Annotated in this window: 21 protein-coding genes; 9 read left to right on the top strand and 12 right to left on the bottom strand. The window is 42.7% G+C overall.

The features are described from left to right. Positions 1-33 precede the first annotated feature (33 nt). Genes K1X84_01910 through K1X84_01925 form a run of 4 tightly spaced genes read left to right on the top strand, consistent with a single transcriptional unit; the run spans position 34 to position 4,394 of the window. Positions 34-462: an OsmC family protein gene (locus K1X84_01910; GenBank protein ID MBX7150366.1), complete on the top strand. Its 429-nt coding sequence runs from the start codon at positions 34-36 to the stop codon at positions 460-462. Between the two features lie 14 nt (positions 463-476). Next, positions 477-1,145: an ankyrin repeat domain-containing protein gene (locus tag K1X84_01915; protein ID MBX7150367.1), complete on the top strand. Its 669-nt coding sequence runs from the start codon at positions 477-479 to the stop codon at positions 1,143-1,145. A 51-nt stretch (positions 1,146-1,196) separates the two neighbouring features. Beyond that, on the top strand, positions 1,197-1,526 hold the full coding sequence (locus tag K1X84_01920; protein ID MBX7150368.1) for a hypothetical protein: 330 nt from the start codon (positions 1,197-1,199) through the stop codon (positions 1,524-1,526). 12 nt (positions 1,527-1,538) lie between these two features. Continuing rightward, the gene (locus K1X84_01925; GenBank protein ID MBX7150369.1) at positions 1,539-4,394 is read left to right on the top strand and encodes a hypothetical protein; all 2,856 of its coding nucleotides are present in this window, start codon (positions 1,539-1,541) and stop codon (positions 4,392-4,394) included. Here the strand turns inward: K1X84_01925 and K1X84_01930 are convergent. Continuing rightward, positions 4,391-5,749, bottom strand: a complete 1,359-nt coding sequence (locus K1X84_01930; GenBank protein ID MBX7150370.1) for a sodium:solute symporter family protein — start codon at positions 5,747-5,749, stop codon at positions 4,391-4,393. The two genes, K1X84_01925 and K1X84_01930, sit on opposite strands and share 4 nt — an antisense overlap. A gap of 142 nt (positions 5,750-5,891) precedes the next feature. Between K1X84_01930 and K1X84_01935 the strand changes: the two genes are divergently transcribed. The 5 genes from K1X84_01935 (at position 5,892) to K1X84_01955 (ending at position 11,241) form a co-directional block, all read left to right on the top strand. After that, complete coding sequence (locus tag K1X84_01935; protein MBX7150371.1) at positions 5,892-6,530, top strand: response regulator transcription factor; 639 nt, start codon at positions 5,892-5,894, stop codon at positions 6,528-6,530. A 150-nt stretch (positions 6,531-6,680) separates the two neighbouring features. Next, positions 6,681-7,217: a hypothetical protein gene (locus tag K1X84_01940; GenBank protein ID MBX7150372.1), complete on the top strand. Its 537-nt coding sequence runs from the start codon at positions 6,681-6,683 to the stop codon at positions 7,215-7,217. A 28-nt stretch (positions 7,218-7,245) separates the two neighbouring features. Then, on the top strand, positions 7,246-9,219 hold the full coding sequence (locus tag K1X84_01945; GenBank protein ID MBX7150373.1) for a hypothetical protein: 1,974 nt from the start codon (positions 7,246-7,248) through the stop codon (positions 9,217-9,219). A 177-nt stretch (positions 9,220-9,396) separates the two neighbouring features. Next, positions 9,397-10,071: a hypothetical protein gene (locus K1X84_01950; GenBank protein ID MBX7150374.1), complete on the top strand. Its 675-nt coding sequence runs from the start codon at positions 9,397-9,399 to the stop codon at positions 10,069-10,071. Positions 10,072-10,074: 3 nt separating this feature from the next. After that, a complete protein-coding gene (locus tag K1X84_01955) occupies positions 10,075-11,241 on the top strand; it encodes a hypothetical protein (GenBank protein ID MBX7150375.1) in 1,167 nt (388 codons plus the stop codon). A 4-nt stretch (positions 11,242-11,245) separates the two neighbouring features. Here K1X84_01955 and K1X84_01960 read toward each other — a convergent pair whose 3' ends face one another. The 11 genes from K1X84_01960 to K1X84_02010 all read right to left on the bottom strand — a co-directional run bounded on the left by K1X84_01960 (position 11,246) and on the right by K1X84_02010 (position 22,991). Beyond that, complete coding sequence (locus K1X84_01960) at positions 11,246-11,458, bottom strand: hypothetical protein (GenBank protein ID MBX7150376.1); 213 nt, start codon at positions 11,456-11,458, stop codon at positions 11,246-11,248. Between the two features lie 39 nt (positions 11,459-11,497). After that, positions 11,498-11,713 carry a hypothetical protein gene (locus K1X84_01965; protein MBX7150377.1) on the bottom strand — a complete coding sequence of 72 codons (216 nt, stop codon included), beginning with the start codon at positions 11,711-11,713 and terminating at the stop codon, positions 11,498-11,500. Beyond that, positions 11,710-12,684: an alpha/beta fold hydrolase gene (locus K1X84_01970; GenBank protein MBX7150378.1), complete on the bottom strand. Its 975-nt coding sequence runs from the start codon at positions 12,682-12,684 to the stop codon at positions 11,710-11,712. Before K1X84_01970 ends, K1X84_01965 begins: the two co-directional genes overlap by 4 nt. A 95-nt stretch (positions 12,685-12,779) precedes the next feature. Continuing rightward, the gene (locus K1X84_01975; protein ID MBX7150379.1) at positions 12,780-13,865 is read right to left on the bottom strand and encodes an outer membrane protein assembly factor; all 1,086 of its coding nucleotides are present in this window, start codon (positions 13,863-13,865) and stop codon (positions 12,780-12,782) included. 153 nt (positions 13,866-14,018) lie between these two features. Beyond that, positions 14,019-17,168 carry an efflux RND transporter permease subunit gene (locus K1X84_01980; GenBank protein MBX7150380.1) on the bottom strand — a complete coding sequence of 1,050 codons (3,150 nt, stop codon included), beginning with the start codon at positions 17,166-17,168 and terminating at the stop codon, positions 14,019-14,021. A gap of 24 nt (positions 17,169-17,192) precedes the next feature. Beyond that, entirely contained in the window at positions 17,193-17,570 is a 378-nt protein-coding gene (locus tag K1X84_01985) for a hypothetical protein (GenBank protein MBX7150381.1), read from the bottom strand. A 46-nt stretch (positions 17,571-17,616) separates the two neighbouring features. Further along, the gene (locus tag K1X84_01990) at positions 17,617-18,666 is read right to left on the bottom strand and encodes an efflux RND transporter periplasmic adaptor subunit (protein ID MBX7150382.1); all 1,050 of its coding nucleotides are present in this window, start codon (positions 18,664-18,666) and stop codon (positions 17,617-17,619) included. Between the two features lie 28 nt (positions 18,667-18,694). Continuing rightward, positions 18,695-19,990: a TolC family protein gene (locus K1X84_01995; protein ID MBX7150383.1), complete on the bottom strand. Its 1,296-nt coding sequence runs from the start codon at positions 19,988-19,990 to the stop codon at positions 18,695-18,697. A 137-nt stretch (positions 19,991-20,127) separates the two neighbouring features. Further along, positions 20,128-20,760, bottom strand: a complete 633-nt coding sequence (locus K1X84_02000) for a TetR/AcrR family transcriptional regulator (GenBank protein ID MBX7150384.1) — start codon at positions 20,758-20,760, stop codon at positions 20,128-20,130. A gap of 218 nt (positions 20,761-20,978) precedes the next feature. After that, entirely contained in the window at positions 20,979-22,106 is a 1,128-nt protein-coding gene (locus K1X84_02005; GenBank protein ID MBX7150385.1) for a helix-turn-helix domain-containing protein, read from the bottom strand. A gap of 81 nt (positions 22,107-22,187) precedes the next feature. Then, positions 22,188-22,991: a LytTR family DNA-binding domain-containing protein gene (locus K1X84_02010; GenBank protein ID MBX7150386.1), complete on the bottom strand. Its 804-nt coding sequence runs from the start codon at positions 22,989-22,991 to the stop codon at positions 22,188-22,190.

A 22,991-nucleotide genomic window follows, 5' to 3' on the forward strand; every position in this document is an offset into this window, starting at 1 on the left:
TATTAAATTCGATACATACCAAAGGAGTCTGATATGCCCGTCCGTAAAGCACAAGCCGAATGGAAAGGGGATCTCAAAAGCGGTCACGGTAATGTGACAACCGAGAGCGGAACCCTTTTTAGTCCGTATTCATTTACTTCGCGTTTTGAAGATGGCACCGGTACTAACCCAGAAGAGTTGATCGGCGCCGCGCATTCCGCATGTTTTGCCATGGCTTTTTCGCACGCGCTGGCCAGCGCCGGATTTCCTCCGACGGCCGTCAAAGCCGAAGACAAAGTGTTTATCGAAAAAGTCGGCGACGGCTTCAGCATTACCAAAATTGAAATTACTTGTGAAGGGTGGGTACCCAAGATCGATGCCGCAACCTTCCAAAAAATTGCTGAAGAAGCCAAGACCAACTGTCCGGTATCAAAAGCGCTGACCGGCACTAAATTGATTTTGCAAGCTACATTAAAAAGTTGATTTCCGGAGGTTTCATGGATGCGGCACATCAAATGATCGAAGCTTTGAAAGCAGGTCAATTGGAAGCCATCAAATCACTGGTAGCAGGAAATCCCTCGTTGATCGATGCTAAGACTTCTACCGGCGAATCGACTTTTTTATTGGCCGCTTATTACGGGAGACACGAAATTCTGGACTTTCTTCTCAGCTTCAACCCGCAATTGACTGTATTCGAAGCGGCGGCGATCGGAAAGATTGACATGGTTCGAACTTCCATCCAAGCTAATCCGGATTTTGTTCACGCGTATTCACACGACGGATTTGCCGCATTACATCTAGCCGCTTATTTCGGTCATAAAGAAATAGCAAAGTTTTTGCTCAGCCAAGGTGCGGATCCAAAGTCTTCGTCGCGTAATCCGATGCAAGTGCATCCGATTCATTCCGCCGCTGCCGCCCGGCATCTCGCCATTGTCGCAATGCTCATCGAAAACGGAGCGGACGTGAATGCGCGCCAGCATGGAGGGTACACGCCTTTGCACAGCGCTGCAGCCAATGGCCAATCGGATATGATCGAGTTATTGATTCAAAACGGCGCAGATATTCATGCCCGTACCGATGACGGCAAATCGGCCGTGATGTTGTCGCTTGAAAAAAAACACCCGGAAATTGCAGGACTACTGCGACGGCACGGCGCCGGCGATTAATCCAGAATCCTATTAGCGTTTGCCAGAATAATTTTTTTAATCACCGCTTTGATGAATAAACAAAAACTTTCTGCATTAAGTTTGATCTTCAGTGCTCTCCCGTTATTGTTGGCGGGCTACGATGCTGTGGTCAACGCCAACCCGTTCGGTTGGATTTATATAGGCGCAGGAATTATTTATATCGCCGTTTTTTTCAAAACGAAACATCACAAGCAAACATGGCTTGTATATTTCGGTAGCGCCGTCTTATTAGTAGTAGCCGCCGACATGTTTGCTCAAAATAAAAAGTATTTGCCCTATGCCTATATGGCAGCGGCTATTCTGAATATCCTCTTTTCGGTGATCCTGAAAAAACGTAGCGATTCAAGATCCAATCCATAAATCGCGTGCCTCATGAAAAAATTCATCGCATTCGTCGTATGGGTTTTGGTGAATGCCGGTATGAGTACTGCGCAAATCAAAATCCACCGAACGTTAAACATTGAAGACGGACTTCCACAGTCTCAGATTTTGAGTATGCTGGAAGATCATGACGGTTATATGTGGTTCGGAACTTTTGCCGGACTGGCGCGCTGGGATGGAACGTCATTTGCTAATTTCGACGGCCGGAACGGGCTCACTGGTTCCGTCATCTACGACATGATGGAAGACAGCACGGGACTTTATCTTGGTACGAGTGACGGTGTATTTCTTTATCACAACGACGTCATGTCACCGTTCAAAAAAAAATTTTTTTCAGGAAAACATATTCGTAAAATTTTGCGAATAGGAAATGATGAATGGTTCTTCGCAACGGAAGGCAATGGTCTTTTTTATTGCAAAGATTCGGTTGTCGTAAATTGGACTGAAGCAAACGGACTCAACAGTGATATCGTCTATTCTTTAGCACTCTATAAACAGCAGATTATCATCGCAACAGCCGGCGGTCTGAATATTTTAGAAAATTCCATCCTGTCCAGTTTAAGCAAAGGACTGCCTTCGAAATTTACACGCCGATTATTTCGTTCAGGGAATGGTTATATCTATATCTGTACCGATAAGGGCCTGGCCATTTACAACGGCTCAATTTATACAGTGCTTACGGACAATAGTGGTTTGTCTGGTAACGATGTTTGGGATGTGATTGAATCGCGTGACGGTAAACTGTATGTCGCAACATCGACCGGCGTTACCATTCTCGGAAAAGGCGACCCGGAAATCCTGACATCGTCGAATGGTTTGCAAGATGATTTCGTCAATTCACTTTTTGAAGATTCACATGGAACGATTTATATAGGCCACTATGTTGCCGGTGGCGTTAGTTTATATTCGCCGAAGCAAATGATGTTTTATAATAAAAAAACCGGATTGACGGAAAATGAGATCTGGAGTATCGGAGAAGATGATAGAGGACATTTATGTTTGGGAACTTACGGGTCGGGCTTGTTACTCCTCGATAAAAACACAACAACATTGCAGAGTAAAACGAGCGCCGACGGACTAGCGAATGATGCCGTGTGGTGCTTTGCCAAAAACTCACAAGGCAAACTTTTGATTGGTACGGATCAAGGCGTCAGTGCTTTAAGTAACGGCCGACTGTCTACTCTTAATTCAAGCAAATTGTTACCCAGAGTATTTGCCCTCCACACAGCCCGAAACGGCATTACTTACATCGGAACGAATCTGGGATTATATAAGATGGCATCCTTAGGAATTCCTGAAAAAATTCCGGAATTCGGCGATATGATTATTTCCAGTTTGACCGAAGATTCAGCCGGAACATTATATATTGGATGCGATGACCAGGGACTTCGGGCGATTCAAGGCGATCGCGTGATGCGATGGCTGGCGGCTGACGGGCTTACGTCAGAAAAAATCAACGGTCTTCATATTTTTAAAAAAAAACTTTTTATCGGCACGACGGGTGGTGGCCTGATTGTATTTAATCCTCAAGACACGCTCAAACCTTTTTTTGCCATGACCATGGAGCAAGGTTTATCCGATAACACCATCTTCACTATCGTTGAAGACCGGTCGAATCAATTGTATCTCACTTCCAATAAAGGTATAACTGTTCTGGATGTAAGCGGTGAACCGCGAGTAAAAAAGATCCTCACTCGTTTCGACGGATTACCCAGCGATGAATGTATTCACGGAGCCGCGTATGCCGATGCAGATGGAATTTTATGGTTTGGAACCACTCGTGGAGTTGCGCGTTACAATCCAAATGAAGATCAAATCAACACCATTCCGCCGCGAATCCATTTGACCCGTCTAAGAATTTTTGAAGATGATGTGGATTTAAAAAAACTTCCGGCAGGCCATGTTTTTAATTACAACGAAAATTATCTGAAATTTGATTTTATCGGCATTCATTTGGCTATGCCGGAGCGAGTCATGTATCGCTATCGTATGTCGGAAGTGGATCCGGATTGGGTCGAAACACCGAGAAATTTTGTGCAATATTCTAATTTGCATGACGGTCATTATACGTTTGAAATTCAGGCGGCCAATGCCTGGGGCGTTTGGAGTGAGCCGTTGCAATTTACTTTTACGATTCGGCCTCCGTTCTGGAAAACATGGTGGTTTATCGCATTGATCATTTTCACGGTGGGTGGAACGGCTGCGCTGATTGTATACAATCGCGTGCAACGCGTTCTTGCTATCGAACGCATGCGCTCAAAAATTGCTGCCGATTTTCATGATTCAATCGGCGCCGGGCTAACTCAAGTTCATATCCTCACGCAAATTGCGGCGCTGCAGCCGGATAAAAACGAATTGGTCGTAAAAAATCTGCAAACCATCGACCATATTTCACAATCCTTATATGAAGAAATGCGCGATATTATCTGGATGATTAACCCGAAACGCGATTCGTTGTACGAGTTAATTATTCGCCTGAAAGAGTCCATTGAGGAAATTATTTTTCAAAATAACATCGAGTTTATTACTGGTAATCTTTCAGCATTGCAATCGGTAAAATTGCCGATGGAATTTCGCCGTCATCTGTACATGATTTTTAAAGAAGGTATCAACAATGCTCTTAAATATAGCGGTTGTAAGCGCATTACGCTGGAGGCAAACGTTAATGGAAAATCTTTCAGTATGACATTAAAGGATGACGGCAAAGGCTTTGACTTATCCCACCAACGCCATGGCAACGGGTTAGTCAATATGCAGGAACGTGCCCGTGCTATCGGAGGATGTATCGAAATTGAAACGGGAAATGAACAAGGGTGCACGATCCGATTTACAGGAAGAAGAATTTAGGCAGGTTTTCCGTTTTCAAAAGAAGCGACGATGATGTATCCTGCGAACGATACTGCTAATGCAAGCAGATAACTTAATTCGAATTCGTAACCGTAACTCGCCACCATCCACACAACAACTCCCAGTAACAACGCAGTGATGGCGCTTTTTTCTTTTCCGAACCGCGTAAATACTCCGAACATAGCGACGACAAAAATTCCGGCACTCCCAAGCGACGAAGCGTCTTTGACTAAATTATAAACGCCTTCCGCGTGCAGAGCTAAAATGTAAGCCAGAATTCCCATACCTACCACGCCCAGGCGGTTATATAACAATTTTTGTTTTTCGGCGACACCGGGCTTCATTGATAAAAGAATGTTGTGAGAAAAAAGCGCCGAACAGGACAACAGGGCGCTGTCGACGGTCGACAAAATGGCCGAAACAATCGCGCCGGCAAACAATACGTACATCCAAGACGGTAAATATTTTTGCGCAATCATCGGAAGCACATGTTCCGGTTCTTCCAAACCCGGAATCAAATAAAATCCGGCCAAGCCTAGTGTCAACGGAATAATGCCTACAACGAGATACATTCCCGCTGCCAATAGTGTTGAACGTTTTGCGATCTGCGGTGACCGGCAGGCAATCACGCGCGAGATCAATTCCTGTGCAACGAGCGAACCACAGATCGGAATGGCCCATTCTTCCAGTGACGACCACCACGAGTGGACGGTTGCAGAATCGCGAAACACAAAAAGATCAGGTATGGCCGTTACTGTGTCGGAGGTCATTACAATCGGTATCAATATGACTAACCCTGCAATCAGCGCTACACCTTGTACGACGTCCGTGATAGCATCGGCCAAAAGTCCTCCCATCACGGTGTACACAATCACCACGGCGGCGGCCAATGTGATGGCCATGGTCGCTGTCAGTTCCGACGAAGCCGATAAAATCATTCCCAGCGCGCGGATCTGCGCCGCGGCCCACAAAAGCGACGTCGGAATCATGATAATGGCCGTCAACCGTTCTGTGCGCTGCGAAAACCGAATCTTGAAAAGATCGGCGATCGTTGTCAATTTCATTTTCCACAAAGGTACAGCGAGGACCAACGCCATAACAATCAAACAAACAGCATATCCAAACGGATCGGCTGTCACACCGGCTAAACCAAGTTCATACGCCGCGCCGGCCGTCCCGATGCATGACTCAGCACCAAACCATGTCGCGAAAATCGAAAAAATCGCCAGACCATAACCAAGACTTCGCCCGGCAAGGAGATAATCCTCTTCGTTTCGAATTTTCTTCGAAACCAGAAAACCAATGATAAGTTGTACAACTATATAGACGAGTATTCCAGCAAGAGTTGAATTCATGACAAAAGCAATCCGTTAAATGAGCTGAAAGGATACGAATTATAAAACGACGGAAGAACAATTGCAATAACTGCTTAATGAAAAAGCCGTTGAAACGGTAATGTTCTTTACGTATTATTCAAAACAACCAAATAATTACACAATGATTAAAGTAGCCGTCGTCGAAGACGACAAAATTATCCGGCAAGGATTACATCTGATTTTAGATTCAACGGAAGGATTCAAATGCGTCGGCGCATATGAACGCTGCGAAGCTTTGTTGAAAGAATTGAACGTGCGCAAGCCGGAAATCGTTTTGATGGACATTCATTTAGCCGGCGGCATGTCCGGTATTGAAGGCGTAAAAAAAATCAAAGCAGTCACTCCAAATATTATTGTAATCATGCAAACGGTGTATGAAGAATCTGAAACTATCTTTGATGCATTGTGCGCCGGCGCTTCAGGATATTTACTCAAGAAAACTTCTCCGGCCCGTATGCTTGAAGCGTTAAAAGAAGCACAGGAAGGCGGCGCGCCAATGTCTCCGTCTATCGCTAAAAAAGTAGTCGATCATTTTCAACGTCAATCCGTTCCCAGCAACAATGAAGACGCTTCGTTAACCGAACGCGAAAAATCCATACTCAAACTGATGGAATCCGGCAAACCATATAAACTCATCGCCGACGAATTGTCCATCAGCGTTCCTACGGTGCGATTTCATGTCGGCAATATCTACAAGAAACTCCACGCAACCTCCCAATCTGAAGCCATCTCAAAAGCTGTCCGCAAAGGTTTGATCTGAAGCGACCCGCCTTTGGTCTTTTTTTAAACCACCTATCACTTGTGATAGGTGGTTTTTTTGTTTCCGGCCTTTTTTTATCGATTGCGATAGTTGTTGAGATAAGACGTTTACAAGATATTGAGATCAGTTCTTTGACCCATGAACCTTCACATGAAAGCCTCGGTTATGAAATTTACATTGGCATTCACACTTCAACTACTGTTGTCCGTCAGTTGTAATATCAAAGATGAGCCGCAGGCATTAGCTGATTACAAACCTGAAACGATCCGGACAGAAATTGCAATACAATCGGATCTTTCATATAACCGTTTCTCAGTAACTGAATTGTCTGTCACCGATTGCTACTTTATCAAAAATACAGACGCTAATTATTCGATTGCGATCATCAATTACGATCCTTCCATTGACGCACCTTACCGGCAAAAAATGCTGGCGGATGAAATAAAAGTTAATATCGACCTTTATTGTGCCGATGCGCCAATAGCGCGAGGAGTTTATTGGTGCTCAAAAAAATCAGCTAAGAGCCTCTCGGCAACGATTTATAACAGTCATGGTTCGATTGACCTTCACGACCATGAAAGCGGAAAAGTTGAAATCACTTATTTCGACGGAAGAATTCTGCAAGGCCGGATCGATATTGACGACGGCATGACTTCTATTAAAGGAATTTTCTCAACACGATCATAATCACTTTAACTTAAATGAAGGAGGAAGTATGAAACGGAAGATTAATTTAGCGTGGCTGGTAATCATCACCTTAGCCGCATCCATGGCTGTCGGCAACAGCTATTCTCAGATCGATTTAAAAAAACTGAAAGGCAAAGACAAATCCAAAAAGGAAACGAATGACAAACAGAAATCTGCATCACAGGATGGACGGGCTTCGAACAATGATTCCAAAAAATCCGGCGGTTCCAACAACGTTGCTTTAAATAATGCTGTCAAAGCGCTGCAAAATGATTTTATGGCGCTCGATGAATTGAGCCGTGCGCCTCAGTGGGATGATTATAACTGGGATTACAAGGCTCAGAAATATTTAAAACAAATTCCGGATCGTATCGGTAAGGTTCGCGAACTCGAAGCCAATCATGCCGATCTGCCTAAGTACGAAGATTTGCAGAAACGTTTTCAGGCCTGGTATGATACGAAAGGCGGCAACGCAGCTAACGCCGATGCGGCTGGCTCAATGCTAGCTTATTACAAAGGAAAAGCACAACTTTTGACTAATGCCCCTGCATCTATTGTTGCTGAATTTATGATCCCGCAATTGTCCGGAGATAACCTGCAACCGAGTGAAACCATCAATATCCTTTCAGCGATGGATTACCCGTCAATGGCCGACCGTATGAAAACCGACAGGGAAAAATTTCCTAAATATTTTTATGCATTGAAAAATCGTTTACAAAAACCCGCCAAAGGCCAGGAATTGAAAGATGGAAAAGAAATTGGTGTTACCACGAAAGACGATGAACAAATCAATTCGTCGATCAACAGCATTCTGTTGTGGCGTGATAAAATGGAAGCCGCCCAAGGTGAATTGGCAAAAGGCGTTTCCATCTGTATTGCCAAAGGCGACGAAGTCACCTATTCCAACGATGTAAAAATGGCGTACTATGAATCGGCCAGCTTGATGGCGCGTTCATTCAAATCGATGTTTCCCGATAATTCCGTTTTCGAAGACTTGACGCGCGAAGCCGATAATGCTTTGGATCGTGTCATGACAAATTTCGCCCACCTTTTCACCAGTGATTTTCATAAAAAAAATATCAAAAAAATTATCGCATTTAAAAATCCTCAGGTCGTTGGAAAAGAAAACCCTGCAGACGTTATCACGGAAATTGTTCCGGGCCAGCCGTTTTATATGATCGCTTATTTTCGTCAAACAATTAAGGAATTAGGAGCGACCAAAAATGATCCGGACCTTGGCTACAGCGTCGCGACCTTACCCACGGCATTTTTTAAGGACGCAACCGATCAGTCTTCTTCCTCCAGCATTCGCCTGTACAACATTGGCGGAAAAGATCAGGAGATTATGAAGAAAGCGTATATCATATATGATTTGCTCCCCGATCCGGATCAAACAAATTATAAAAGCCATCTTCAATACCTGCCGGCTTTGCATTTCACCAAGTGGCTTCTGTCATTAACTCCCGGCCGTCATGATATTTTATTCGGCCTCGACGCCGACGGATACAATGATCGTTTTGCGGCTACAATTCAGTTTAGCATCAATTTAGACAGTAAAAGCAAGGAAGCGCTTAAAGCTTATTATGAAAAACTTTGGGCGAAAAAGCTGTCGGCAGTTGTTTTTCCGGATCAATATGGATCGACCGATCAACAAAATGAGATTCCTAACCGCGATGCGTTATCGAAATACGGCAAATTGCTCAAGCTTACCTGTAAACAAACCGGTCAGGTCATGAAGCCGTGGCCTAATGAAAATCAGGTTGATAATTATGTCGGTACGGGATTTGGCTTATTTGAAAGAACGGACGGCAAATATGAAATTATAGGTTTGTCTTTCTTACGCAAGCCTTCTGAAAGTCAATTCCGCTGGACCGCTTTAGGCGGAATACCCGATGATTACGCTTTGAATGCTTCCGGTTATCAGATCAAACCGGCATTGCTTAGTTTCGGCTATGAAATACCTAAAGAAAATATCGGTAAATCGGGTAATTGGAAGCAATAGATTCTTAATAAACTGGTAAACCGGAAATGATGTTTCCGGTTTACCTTTCTATTATTTTGATACTCAAATTTATGAACGACCAAACAGATCAAATAAACTGGCGCATTTTAATTTTCCTTTTGATCTCATTATTTTTACTGATTGTTGCGCATATCATTTTAAAGTGAGACGATTCCTATGGAACAACGCCATCGTGAATATACCGACTATTACGAAGCACGAATGAATCGGTACTTGAACATCCCGATGTACCAAAATTCGTACGAAGCCGAAAAAGCTTTATTTCAGGCAATTAGTGAAGTAGAAAAATTGGAAGATTTTCGTGCAGTTTTAGAAAAAAACCAACTTAATATTCGCGTCGCGATTGCAAAAGTAAAAGACACTGAAAAAGCACGATTGGAATTTTACGATCAAATTCATGAAACGGTTCGTGCTAAAAGTTCAGAACGCATTTTACAGGCCATCGATAACATTCAATCGCCTGAAGAACTGACAAGGATGGTTTTGGATATTGAAACGGAAAACAATCTTTTTATCACTGTCGATTTATTCGCCGATTGTTTTTATTCCGATTTTAAAATTTTAGAAGAAATCGAAGTTGCGGAATCGATTGTCGGCGACATCCCGCAAGAGTGGCGTCAGGAAGAATCGGACCGTGTTCATATGTTACGCAAGTCGGGCAGAACCGATTACGAACAACGGATTGTACCGGGTTATCGGCAATACCAACCGGATTGGAAAATAAATTATGCTTTGATCGGCGAAAAACGTCATCGCCGTAAAATTCCTTTCCCCGAAGAAGTAGTTCAAAAACGAATCAAGCAGCATCAACGTTACACCGGTATGGAGTAAATTATGCCAATCAATCAAATGATTATCGATAGCATGCTTGGAACCTTCAGAACGATGGCTCAAGACTGTCGCGACAAAAAAATGTCGGGACCTTCCTTCGAGATGATGTTGGCCGAACTGGAAAAAATGGAATCACTCGGTCGTGAAATGGACGACTTGAACGCCTATAGCGCAAAAATGGCAACGGAAGGTCATTTTGCAAATTTCAGTCAATATTATTCGCAATGCCTTTCTGAGGCCGCTAAACAATCGCTAACCAATAATGACGATACGGATGATTTGTATTTAAAGCAGACGATTGATGCTTATGAAAAAACGCTGGTGTCGTATCATGATACACAGAATTCTTCGTTAAAACCTTCGGACGTTCGCTCGTTAAGCGGTGTTTTACAATCGATCATTGATCTAGGGCGATCGGGTATTTCGTATCCTGTATTCCTCCGCACGCTGATCGAAAAAGGTATGGACAAAGCCATGGAAGGTACCGTGATACTTCGCGATAACCTGGTCACCGAAGTGAATTGGGCAAAATCCAGAAATCATCCGGTCGAAATTCAAATGCGTGAAGAAATTCTTTCAACTTTCGATGCGATGGCCAACACTTCGCCCTTCGGCATCCCGGATTCATTTGAATTCGGATTACGGAGGAACAAGATCGAATGGGATTTTGCACCGCGGATTACAGAATGGAAAGCCATTCAGGAACGATGGGAAATTCTGATCGATTTAGTCAATGATTGGTTAGACGCTTTCACATCGTTTGCGTCTGCTGATGATCGGTGGGTATCCGCGGCCGGTATTTCAGTAACTCAAAAAAATATTCGGAGAACTCAAGAACTAGTGCCGTTTCGATTACGCGAGCGACTCAGAATCTTCAATGAATCGTTTGGTCTTGAATGGAATGATATTTTTGAACATATAACCTTCAAAACGGCGTGGACCAATGTCGATGTATTTTTGTCACAGGAAAAGCTTGAATTGATCAAACGCGCCGTGATCCAATGTTTACCCGGCGGACACCCTACAGATGATTTGGTCAAACAAGCCGAGTCGCTCCGTAAAACTCATCGGGATTTTCGCTTTGATGAGAAAAACGTAATGAGTAAAAAATTAAAAGAGGAATATAATAATTACTTCGGTAAAGGCGCTTACGAGAAAGATTTCAGATAAAAACTCATTTATTCATTTTATGTAATACGGCGATCCATATTTGCGGAATATATCCGCCGATCAATATCAGGAAAAGACCAATGAGCGTCCATTTTGTAAAAATGGAACCGGTAAACCTGTCTAACCCAACACTTAATACGCTCAAATACCATCCGATAACCATCATACCCAAGCCGATAACTTGAGGTATAATTCGGCGTACTAATTTCTCTAACATGCTTTCCTCCTCTTTTTCAGCAGTTTTTAAAAGGCCGGATCAGAATGTTGCTTCAATAGAAATGTCCGGAAAACGTTGTTGAACTTCTTTAGCCGGTTCTTTCGACATGCGCTGGGTTTCGTGAACCACTTCACCTTCACAACACCGGACCATAACATTTTTGCAATGTACGCATTGATAATGCCCGTGTACAAAAACAAAACCGGCACTGGCGCGGCAGAATGGACAGATCGTTTGGGTCAAAGACGATTTCATGGTTTTAAATGTTGATCAAAGAACGCCGCCGTTCGCTGCATGACCAAAGGCCATGCATTAATAAATTCGTGCGGCTCTTTCGGATACTCGTAAAATGTAACATCTTTTTGTCGTATTTTCAACGAGTCTGTTAATTTTTGTGACCATTCGAGAGGACACGATTCATCGGATGTTCCGTGATGGATCATTATCGGCGCTTCTACGGCATTCAAGTACGTCATCGGCGATATACGATTCCAAAAATCCGGATTTTCCTCCGGACGGCCATACTGACGGATGATGCTGTCTCCTTCTGAGCTTCGAACCGACCATCGGTAGAAATTATCGCGAACGTCGGCGCTGACGGAGCCAAAGAGTACGAATGCCTTAACAAGTTTCGGCTGCGCTACCATAACGTTCAGGCATATACCGCCGCCCATCGAATGGCCAAACATGCCGATACGTTCTTTATCAAAAAATTTGTAGTCAGAATTTTTAACGGCAACCACGGCATTGATCACATCTTCAACATACCCTAATCGAAATCGTACACCGTTGGTCGTATCTTTGTCGGAATCGGCATGATTGCGGTAATCGGGATGTATGACGACGTAACCATGTTTGGCGAGATAATCCTGCTCGCGTTTAAGTCCGCGGCCGTTAGTATACATTTTAGGCGGGATATATCCATGGTTCAAAATTAAAACGGGGAAAGGGCCTTTTCCTTTCGGAACGTTCATGATACCCGAAATTTTTAGATCCCCGCTGCGATAAGTAATATAATAACGCGTGTAAGACGGTTGATCGTCCAGGATTTTCCCTGTCTTAAGATCACCACCCGAAAATTCTTTTTTTGAAAAATATGGTAGAGAAACTGTATCAACCCATTTTTTTTCTTCAGCTATGGCGGAATGAAAATCGGTTTTTGGCGCTTCATCGTCCTTGACCCAATAGCCAAGAATCCCCAATCCTACAACAAATGCAAAGATCATTGCAGCTTTTTGCATACTACTTCCTTTGAATTTTATAAATCGGATTGGTCAGATATTACGCAATACAGGCTTGAAGAGTTCCGCCGATTGGCGCCTTAAAATGCTTCTCCGAAGGCAATAGTTGGGTACGATGAATGTTTCCCATATGCAAAATCCAAGCGGATATTCGTACGGTCTTTTTTGTCGAGGGCAAAACGAATCCCCCATCCGGCAGAATACTTGAACCGTTTCAATTTAAAATCGCTGAGCGTATGTGCGACATCGCCATAACCTCCAAAAGCAGCCAAACCAAATCGCCACCACATCGGAGAACGATATTCGGTTTGAAATGCCACCATGTGTTTGTCACGATATCTTGCCGGGTAATAACCGCGCGTATACGTCATACTTCCGAACATCGACATTTTATGATACGGCGGATGACCGGGGATAAAATTAGCAAAAACCTGATACGCCAAAACATGATTGCCCCAAAAAGGAAAGTATTGCCTTAAGTCAATATTGAAGCGAACAAAATTATAACTGCTTCCAATGACACGGTGGAACGGTACTATTGAAAACTGGTGATAACTGCCTTGCGTTGGAAATATATTGCTGTTACGCGAATCCCAGAAAATAACGGCACCCAATCCTGACGTCCATTTTTTGTAACGCCCCGGAACATTCGCCGTATCGAGAATTCTTCCGTCTTCGACTTTGACGATTTTATTGTAATCTAGTTCCATAATTCCGCCCACGTAAAGACTAGGCATGATTTTTTTATGAAAGTTAACTAAAACCATGAATGCCTGAGGGGTGAAGTTTTCTTCAGAACTGTCAGGTGTACTAGCTCCGATTCCGTAGAAATAATTCGGAAACTTGGAATAACCAACGCTGGTAATCAAATGATACTTTTCATCATTCCAATAATGATCCGTACTGAAACCAATTGAAATTTGTTTACGTTGCGTATACAAAAACATCCCGCCAATGGAATTGGATTTGGACAAGGAATCTTTTTTGGTTGTGTATAATAGCGCCGCACCGTATCCTAATTTGGTTTCTTCAGACCAAATCAAAATCGGAATCGGATACAAACTCTTTTTAGCTTTGTTGTTCCCATCCATTTCCTGAGCGGATATTCTTGTATTAAAAAAATACAGTCCCGCGATAACTGTAAGTAAAATCTTAAAATGCTTCATGAACGTTTGTATTTTGTATTATATTTTTTTGCAATGTAGCAATTTTTTACCGAGCCGCAATACATTATTTTGGAGTTTTTTTGCAAAATTTTTAAATAAAATAAGCCTCACGAAATTCTTTCATGAGGCTTTTCGATGTATATAAAGAACCGCTTATGCGGTTTCGATGACGTCGTGAACTACCGTCTTCTTGGCACGTTTCGGGAACACATGACGGAAAAGGCTCGGAATTTTCTCACGCCATTCATCAACTTTAGAATAGACAACCGGCACTACAATCAATGTGAGCATCATGGAACTCGTCAGTCCTCCGATCAATGCCCATGCGAGCCCTGATTTCCATTCAGATCCGGCGCTGTGCGACATGGCAATAGGCATCATACCGATAATCATCGTCAGCGTCGTCATCAGGATCGGGCGTAAACGTGTCTGGCCTGCTTCCAGCAACGCTTCATACGTATTTAATTTTTGTTCGTCGCGCGTCTGATTCGTACGATCGACAAGCAGGATGGCGTTTTTGCCAACCAATCCTATCAACATGATAACGCCGAGAATTGAAAAAATATTGAGCGTTTTCATCATCAACGCCAGCGCCAGTAACGCTCCCACGATGGCGACCGGAATAGAAAACAACACAACAAACGGATAAATATACGAATCATACAAAGCGACCATGATCATGTAAACGAATAAAATTCCCGCCAACATTGCGAGCCCAAGACTGCCGAAAGAATCAGCTTGATTTTTCAAGTCACCGGAATAGGCAATTTGAACGCCTTTAGGCAACGGTTCTTTTGCAAGCATAACTTTAAAATCATTAGCAATACTACCGCTCGGACGACTGAGCGCCTGTGAAAAAACTGTAATGGCTGCATTACGGTCGCGGCGTTGCAGTTTTGTCGGGCCGGTCGTTTGAAAAATATTGGCGAATTGTTTTAATTCAACCGCTTGTCCTTTATGATTGAAAAATGTCAATGAACCGATGTCGGATGTACGGTGACGGTCAAATTCATCCAGCTGAATACGGATATCAAATTCATTGGCGCCGTCGCGAAATTTAGATTCGTCATCGCCCGTCAGTGCAACGCGCAAGGCCGCTCCGACCTCGGCGAGCGAAAGCCCGAACGTCGCCATTTTCTGGCGGTCAATTTCGATACGCGTTTCAGGTTTACCGTCTTCAGCCGAAAGGCGGACGTCCGCCGTTCCTGGAATATGGCGAAGCATGTCGGCAACTGTATTGGCTGCTATCGTGACGTCGTCACGTACAGGTCCGCTCACAACAATCTGAATCGGCGTCTGATTGGCCGTTCCGAAAATTCCGATCGGATTGACACGGACTTTGATTCCGGGAATTTGTTGTATACGTTGCTTGATTTCCCAACCGACGTCTTCCGTAGATTTAGCGCGTTCACTTTTTGGAACCAACGCGACGTTGAGTTCGGCAATGTTATTGGATGATTGACCGACCAATCCTTCGTTTGACGCTCCGACGTTAACAAAAACTTTATAAACTTCGGGCATCGCCATAATCGTTTTTTCAACTTCTCGAGTTGTGTAATTGGTGTTTTCGATCGTCGAGCCCGGAGGTAATTCGATCGTCACCGCAAATTCACCGCGATCAGATTGTGTGATAAATTCACCGCCGATAAAACCTAGCGGAAGCAAAGCGACTGAACCAATAAACAAAGCAATAGTGGCCAGCGCGATTTTACCACGATTGGCCAAGCTCCATTTTAGTAGCGATAAATAATGGCGGCTGAATTGGTCATACAGCGATTCAAACCCGAGTGCAAATCGTCCGAGTAATGTATTTTTTGTAAGGTGCTCGATCTTGGCAAACCGTGAAGCCAATGCCGGTGTGATCGTAAATGAAACCAACAAACTCAAAAGCGTCGACACGACAACAACAATGGCAAACTGACGGATAATATCACCGATCAATCCGGTTGTCATAGCCAGTGGCACGAACACCACAACGTCAACGAGCGTGATCGAAAGCGCCGCAAATCCGATTTCATTTCTTCCTTTCACCGCGGCCGTCATCCGGTCTTCGCCCATTTCAAGCCGTCGGTAAATATTTTCCAAAACGACAATCGAATCGTCAACGAGAATACCGACTACGAGAGAAAGCCCGAGCAACGTCATAAGATTTAGCGAGAAACCAAACGCATACATGGCAATGAACGTAGAAATCAACGATGCCGGAATCGCAATCATCACAATGACGGAATTGCGCAAGCTGTGCAGGAAGAGCAACATGACCAACGCAACCAAACCAACAGCTAATGCTAGATCAAATTTCACCGCGTTAGCAGCATCGACCGTAAACATTGAACCGTCCTGAGCAATATTGACATTAAATCCAAATTCGGCATAATCTTTTTCCATCAGCTGAATTTCTTTGCGAACCAGCTTGCTCACTTCGACGGCATTTGCATCCGATTGTTTTTGTACTAAAACTCCGACCGAAGTTTTTCCATTGATCCGGCTGATATTCGTGTAATCTTTTTGACCATCCTGCACTTCGGCGATATCTGCCAATTTAATATCTCCGCCCTGACGGGATTTACCGATCACAAGATTGCGCAGTTCGTCGACGGAATTGAATTTTCCCGCAACACGGACGATAAATTGTCCGTCTGAATCTTTGATCTTACCGGTCGGGAAATCAAGATTGGAAGACTTAATCGCTTCAGTAACGGCAAGAATCGATAGTCCATAGCCTTTTAATTTTCCCTGATCGAGATTGATTTTGATCTCACGTTCGTCCCCTCCGATCAATGTAATCTGACCGACGCCGGCGAGTTTAGAAAACCTGGGCTGAACGTGATCTTTGATAAATTGGTAAAATTCGCGTGACGGCATGGTGCTCGTAACACCAAGGCGCAGAACAGGAATTTCATCGATCGCAAATTTCGACAACCGCGGTGTCAACGCATCGTCAGGCAATTTTGATGCGATCTCTCCGACTTTGCGTTGTGCGTCTTGCAGCGCTGTTTCAATATTAGCGCCTTGATTGAATTCCACATTCACAAACGATACGCCTTCGGAAGACGTAGACGATACGGCGGAGATTTCATCCAAACTTGAAACTGCATCTTCGACTAATTTGCTGACCGATGTTTCAACTTCATTGGGAGAAGCGCCGGGATAAATCGTCGTAATCGTCACCACCGGCGGTGTGATTTTCGGAAGCAATTCATACGATAATTGTGTATAGCTGAATAGCCCCAAAACGCCGAGCGCCGCAAATAATACGACGATCAGGCTGGGCCGTTTAATGGATAACTCGGTAATAGTCATATTCAAAAACTCCTGCTATTAGTCTTAATCTTTACATGATGCTTTGGCATCATCGAGTCTCTTAAGCCACGCCTGATACAAGTGCCGTGGAAATTTGACGCGATGGATATTCGTACGCTGCATATCATTAAATTCTGCACGGGAAAAACTCAATTGCGTATAGACGTTAAAATCCCATTGAATCGCAATCTCTTCGGCCACACTGAGTGCGGCGTGCTCAAAAACATTACCGGAATTGACGATGGTATCTTTAAAACGAAAAACAAATTCTTCGCACCATTTTGCTACGTCTAAATCCGTTATATCCTGCCAGCCACTTTCAATGGCCATCGTCAATACTATCTTTAAATTTTCTGCATTCCAATCGAGGGAAATTTTATTATTTGATTCTATTGCAACCATCTTTAACCTTTATCTGAGTCTAACATTAATAATCTTAATTGAAATTTTACTTCACTACTGAAACAGCAATGCTGTCGCGGAGATTGTTATGTCCGTTTACCACAATTGTTTCGCTTTCTTTTAATCCTGACAGAATCTGGACATTCGTTCCGGATTCGGCACCGGCAATAATCGACCGTTTGACAGCTATTCCATTCTCTACAACAAATACTTCGGGTTTTTTGACACTGCCGATGATTGCTTCACGCGGAATCATTATGGCTTCGGACTGACTGAGCGACACAAACGACACTCGACCGAACATCCCGGCTTTCAACGGGTGGTCTTTGTGATTCGGCAAATTGATTTCAACCGGATAAGTATGCGCTTCATCGCCTTTATCGCTGATCGTTGTTATACGTCCTTCAAATGTCACACCGGGATAAACGTCGGTGGTTACTTCGACTTTATCTCCAACTTTCAGCCGAAACACATCGGCTTCAGCAACATTCAACTTAACTTTCAGCTTGGAAATATCGACAACATTTGCCACAACCATTTTTTCCTGAATCATAGTGCCGACGTCCACATTGCGTGCGGTTACTACACCGGCAATGGGCGTTTTGATCTGGGTGTCATTGTACTGGCGTCGCGCAATAATATATTGAGACTCCGCAACCTGATAACTCTGACGGATCGTTTCGTACTGTGCATCGGAAACTGTTTTTTCTTTGTTCAAAGCTTCATACCGTTCCAGGTCTTTTTTTGCTTTTTCATAATTGACTTGCGCGACATTCAAATTGGCTTTTTTAATTTCATCGTCCACTTGAATAATGGGTGCACCGGCGGCTTTGTATTCACCAACTTCAGCTAACACACGAACAGCTTTACCTTGAGTTTCCGAAACAATCGCCACATCATTGTCGCCGGTAATGGTACCGACTAATGATAATTCGGTTTTGAAAGGTAATTTACCGACTGTGACAACCGATACAGGAATCGTCGTCAGTTTGTCAACTTTTGCACTCGCTTCAACTTTGGCTTTATTATTAACCAATACACCAATGATTGTTCCGAGAACGATCAGAATACCAACAGTTACTTTTATTTTTTTCATACCATTCTCCTTCTATAAATAATGATTCTTACTCACCAATAGATTTTTGTAAACGTGCTAAGGCCAACTCATAATCAACCAATGCCTGCGTGTGATTGGTTTTAGCTTGTAAAACTGAAACTTCGGCATCGATCACGTCGGAAGTTAAGGCGACGCCGTTTTTAAATTTTTCACTGGTAATGCGAAAACTTTCTTCAGCTTGTTTGACACTTTCCTCTGATACGGCAATTTTTTCTTTGGCTTGAATGACGCCCAGATAATTTTGAGTCACTTCGAGCCCGATACCGTCTTTCAGCAATCCTAATGCGTCTTTAGTTTGTGCAACTTGTGATTGCGCTTGTGTAGTTTGGTGCGACGTGCTGTTCCAATTCCAGATATCGAGTGTTACGTTAATACCGACATCCCAAGAATCTTTGAATTTATCCTGCGTCGGGAAGTAACGCGAATTCGGGCGATTGTAATAAAAATTACCGACAGCGTATACTTGAGGATACCAACTGCCTTTGGCGGCTTTCACACCGGCCTCAGCCGCTTTCACGCGCAATTCCATTGCCTGTACATCCTGACGGTTTAATCCTTTTTGAACCAATGAATTTTTTTCTTCTAAATTCTTAAGTTGGGTAGTTACATCGGCATTCAATTCGATTTGCGTATCCAACGGAAGACTGAGTTGATTATTTAAATTAATCATGGCGATTTGAACGCCGTTTTTTGCATCGATTTGTTGCAATAACGTATTGGACAACTGGACCTGGATTTTCAAAACGTCATTATTGGTCAAAAGTCCTTGAGCGTATAAATTCTGTGCGTCTTTCAAATGGGCACGAACTTGTTCGACATTTTCATCGACAACTTTTTTCACTTCGTTTGCTTTAAATAAGTTCCAGTAAGCCTGACGAACGTTAAACATCAGATCGATTTTGTCTTTCGAGTAATCTAATTGCGAAGCATCTTCGCTGAGTTTGGTCGCTTTATAGGTATTGTCGATTTTGAAACCGGTGAATAAAGGCTGTTGTACCGTCGTTTTAATGGTATAGTTATTGAAAATCGATGGTACAAAAGCGATGCCATTAACAACAACTCCCGGCACTTCGCTCAGGCGCGTATACGCCGCTGTCAGTTTCAACGATGGAAGTCTTTGTCCGTTGATTTCTTTGGTTTTCGCAACAGCGGATTCGACTTTCTGCGATGAAGCATGAAGCGATTTGCTGTTTTCAATGCCAATGGCCACGGCTTCGTCGACCGTCAGTTTGCGCTTTTCCTGTGTATGCACTGAAATCGAAAAAAAGATTAAACTTGCTATTAGCCATGAAGAAAAAGTCATATAAATAATCTCCTGATTGTCTGAGAGTTAAGTCTTTAGTGTATGCTTATAGTAATCTGCTGATACGCTTTTTGTGTTATATTATTCTAATTTTTAATTGTATTTTTTTGATCTCTCTTACTAGAAGACGAACGGCTTTACACTTTTTCTACGGATTCACTGTGTTTTTTTTTGTAATTAATTCGGGCGTCGTCTGTCAAAATTCCTTCAAAGAAGACTTTGGCAAAATTTTCGAAAACCTGATCAGCTGAATACGGAAGTTCAGCCAACACATCAGGATTCATGACCGCTTCGTTCGCTTTCGCATAAATCAAAATAAAAAGGTGCGGATCGAGATCTTTTCTGAAAACGCCGTTTTGAACCCCTTCGCTGATTACTTTCATGAAGTCTCGGAAAATTCTTTCTCGACGTTGAGCATCCACTTGTTTCCACAATTCTGGCGTATTTTTTCTCAAGTCATCGATCATTGCGCGGCTCATACGCGACCAAATCCGTGTGATGTAGTAAATCATCTGTTTAAATTTGTCTACAAAATCCAGTTCCGGATCATTCATAGTTACTTCAAGATTGCGATCGCAATTGGACATTACAATGTGAGTAACTTCTGCAATTAATTCCTCTTTACTCTGAAAATACTGATACAGAGTTTTTTTGCTCATACCCAATTGCTCAGCCAAAGCTTCCATCGTGACGCTGCTACAGCCGTGTTTAAAAAATTGTTCCTCCGCCGCTTCAAGGATTCGATTTCTGATTTTTAATTCGTGTGACATTTCAAACTCCGTAAGGCATTTCTGCCATTATACTCTGGAAACCAATTTAGGCTTCTGGGTTTCCGTTAGGTTAAAAAAATTGCTCTTTTTAAAGAGCTGTGGAAACTTAAATCGTTTTTACGGTTTCCAATATAAAAAGTTTCATATCACAAGTCAATAAAAAATTTAAATTTTTTTATTGGTATTAAATACTTGAAAAATTTTGCTTTAACAATAATTTATAAAGCTACGTTAAAGGCTCTTTCGTGGCTGGATGACTGGAGAAACTCGGTGGGGGTCTGTCCGGTTTGATTCTTAAAAACCCGATTAAAAGAACTTTTATTTTTGAAGCCGGAATTGAGGGCAACGGCTAACATGGTCTCATTCTCGAGCTTACCTTTTAAAATAAACTGCTTTGCTTCATGGATACGATACTCGTTGACAAAATCATTGAAAGAAAGTCCTGCATGCTCGTTCAGCGCATCCGATAGTGAGCGAACACTAATGCCTAAGCCTGCGGCTACATCTGAATATTTCAAATCGCAATTCAAATAAAGCTTTTGTGTCTGCATCAGTTTCCTGAGACTGGTTATGATATTATCCATCTCATCCGCCGACAAACGGCCGTTTTTTTGTTGCCATAATTTCCAAGAAGGAACGAATATCATTTCCGGTTTTATCAAGGCAAAGTATGCCAATGAAAAAATAACAACTGCATAAATAGGCGTACCCCATAGTTTGAAATCGAACAAATTTTCATACGTGAGAAAGTAATAAACTGACTGAACGGTATTGAATAAAACATATAACGTCAGCGCCGAATATGATAACAGCAACCATTTATTACTTAAAATTTGTTTTCCATAGTTCCCAAAAACAAATATGGATCCGATCAGATACCCTAAGCTTTGTATGTAGTACACCGAGGAATAAATGAAGCTTTCTTCGTGGTTATAAAATAATGAGCGATCCTGAATGAAAATTAATTTCATTTCTTTAGACCATAGGTAATACGGAGTAAAATAGACTACCACTAGTATGACTGGAACAACATGGAGCAATTGAATCGGTGAAAAATGCACGGACTGCCCGGTGAAACTTCTCGCATAAAAATAATATAAGGGAGGTAACATGAACCAAAAAGGTGAGGAAACGAACAGCAAATGCGGCCACGTCTGATACAATCCCGAAAGAGAAATAACCCGTTCAACTAAAGCCAGTGAGAAAATAAACATCATAGCAGCCAGATAACGATTAGCTGTTGGGTATCCTTTTTTAGTTGCCAATAATACAATACCCAAAAAAACACCCTGAAAAATAATTGCACCGTAAAAAAACGGCCACCAGTTAAAAGTTGAAGCATCCATGGTTTACCTATCTGACGTGAATGTCCGATATACGGTTATGCCAGGCTAAAGTTACAATAACTGTACTTTAGAGTTTTATACTCATAATGATCGATTCAATAACACATTTAAATTACTTCTGTACCCTTTCCCGGTAATAAGTTTGACATCGTTATTCAATATTACAACGTATTCACCCTTATGCCAGGATTGCATTTCACGAATACAATCGATATTGATAATGTAAGAGCGGTGAATACGCAAAAATTTTCCAGGATCGAGTTTATGTTCAAGTTCACTTATGGATTCCCTGATCCGATGCGTTGCTTTACCCGAATGAATATCTAAATATTTTCCCGAAGCTTCGATCCAATCAACCGTCTCAACCGGAACAAAATGAATCCGTCCCGATGATTTGACAACAATCCGATCAAGATATCGGGATACTTCAACTGACTCGGGCGGTCTTTCCGGATGTATTCCGGTAATCATATTGTAAATGCGTTTAGCCCATTCGCCGGTTTCTTTGTGTCGAATAAATTCTCTGGCCCGGTCCAAAGCATGGAAAAAGCGTTCGTCATCAAATGGTTTAAGTATATAATCGATTGCATGTACATCAAAAGCCTTGATTGCATAGGTATCGTAAGCCGTTACAAAGATGATTACGGGTAAAGATTGAATATCCATCCTTTCGATCACATCAAATCCGTTCCATTCCGGCATTTGTACATCAAGAAATACCAGATCGGGATGTGCATTTTCAATGACTGTCAGAGCGTCTTTACCGTTATTACATTCGGCAAACAGCTCAATGTCTGGCTGAGCACTAATTAGTTTCTTAATTCTCCGCCGGGCTAAGGGTTCGTCATCTACAATGACAGTTTTAATTTTTGAAACGGATTTCAT

The sequence above is a fragment of the bacterium genome (genome assembly GCA_019695335.1).
Lineage (GTDB): Bacteria > CLD3 > CLD3 > SB21 > SB21 > JABWBZ01.

Excerpts from the sequence above, each read along its gene's own strand:
- K1X84_01975 (MBX7150379.1), bottom strand. The coding sequence starts at position 13,865 with ATGAAGCATTTTAAGATTTTACTTACAGTTATCGCGGGACTGTATTTT.
- K1X84_01915 (MBX7150367.1), top strand. The coding sequence starts at position 477 with ATGGATGCGGCACATCAAATGATCGAAGCTTTGAAAGCAGGTCAATTG.
- K1X84_01935 (MBX7150371.1), top strand. The coding sequence starts at position 5,892 with ATGATTAAAGTAGCCGTCGTCGAAGACGACAAAATTATCCGGCAAGGA.
- K1X84_01995 (MBX7150383.1), bottom strand. The coding sequence starts at position 19,990 with ATGACTTTTTCTTCATGGCTAATAGCAAGTTTAATCTTTTTTTCGATT.
- K1X84_01930 (MBX7150370.1), bottom strand. The coding sequence starts at position 5,749 with ATGAATTCAACTCTTGCTGGAATACTCGTCTATATAGTTGTACAACTT.
- K1X84_01955 (MBX7150375.1), top strand. The coding sequence starts at position 10,075 with ATGCCAATCAATCAAATGATTATCGATAGCATGCTTGGAACCTTCAGA.
- K1X84_02000 (MBX7150384.1), bottom strand. The coding sequence starts at position 20,760 with ATGTCACACGAATTAAAAATCAGAAATCGAATCCTTGAAGCGGCGGAG.
- K1X84_01910 (MBX7150366.1), top strand. The coding sequence starts at position 34 with ATGCCCGTCCGTAAAGCACAAGCCGAATGGAAAGGGGATCTCAAAAGC.
- K1X84_01985 (MBX7150381.1), bottom strand. The coding sequence starts at position 17,570 with ATGGTTGCAATAGAATCAAATAATAAAATTTCCCTCGATTGGAATGCA.
- K1X84_02010 (MBX7150386.1), bottom strand. The coding sequence starts at position 22,991 with ATGAAATCCGTTTCAAAAATTAAAACTGTCATTGTAGATGACGAACCC.
- K1X84_01940 (MBX7150372.1), top strand. The coding sequence starts at position 6,681 with ATGAAAGCCTCGGTTATGAAATTTACATTGGCATTCACACTTCAACTA.
- K1X84_01920 (MBX7150368.1), top strand. The coding sequence starts at position 1,197 with ATGAATAAACAAAAACTTTCTGCATTAAGTTTGATCTTCAGTGCTCTC.
- K1X84_01990 (MBX7150382.1), bottom strand. The coding sequence starts at position 18,666 with ATGAAAAAAATAAAAGTAACTGTTGGTATTCTGATCGTTCTCGGAACA.
- K1X84_01980 (MBX7150380.1), bottom strand. The coding sequence starts at position 17,168 with ATGACTATTACCGAGTTATCCATTAAACGGCCCAGCCTGATCGTCGTA.
- K1X84_01965 (MBX7150377.1), bottom strand. The coding sequence starts at position 11,713 with ATGAAATCGTCTTTGACCCAAACGATCTGTCCATTCTGCCGCGCCAGT.
- K1X84_01970 (MBX7150378.1), bottom strand. The coding sequence starts at position 12,684 with ATGATCTTTGCATTTGTTGTAGGATTGGGGATTCTTGGCTATTGGGTC.
- K1X84_01925 (MBX7150369.1), top strand. The coding sequence starts at position 1,539 with ATGAAAAAATTCATCGCATTCGTCGTATGGGTTTTGGTGAATGCCGGT.
- K1X84_01960 (MBX7150376.1), bottom strand. The coding sequence starts at position 11,458 with ATGTTAGAGAAATTAGTACGCCGAATTATACCTCAAGTTATCGGCTTG.
- K1X84_01945 (MBX7150373.1), top strand. The coding sequence starts at position 7,246 with ATGAAACGGAAGATTAATTTAGCGTGGCTGGTAATCATCACCTTAGCC.
- K1X84_01950 (MBX7150374.1), top strand. The coding sequence starts at position 9,397 with ATGGAACAACGCCATCGTGAATATACCGACTATTACGAAGCACGAATG.
- K1X84_02005 (MBX7150385.1), bottom strand. The coding sequence starts at position 22,106 with ATGGATGCTTCAACTTTTAACTGGTGGCCGTTTTTTTACGGTGCAATT.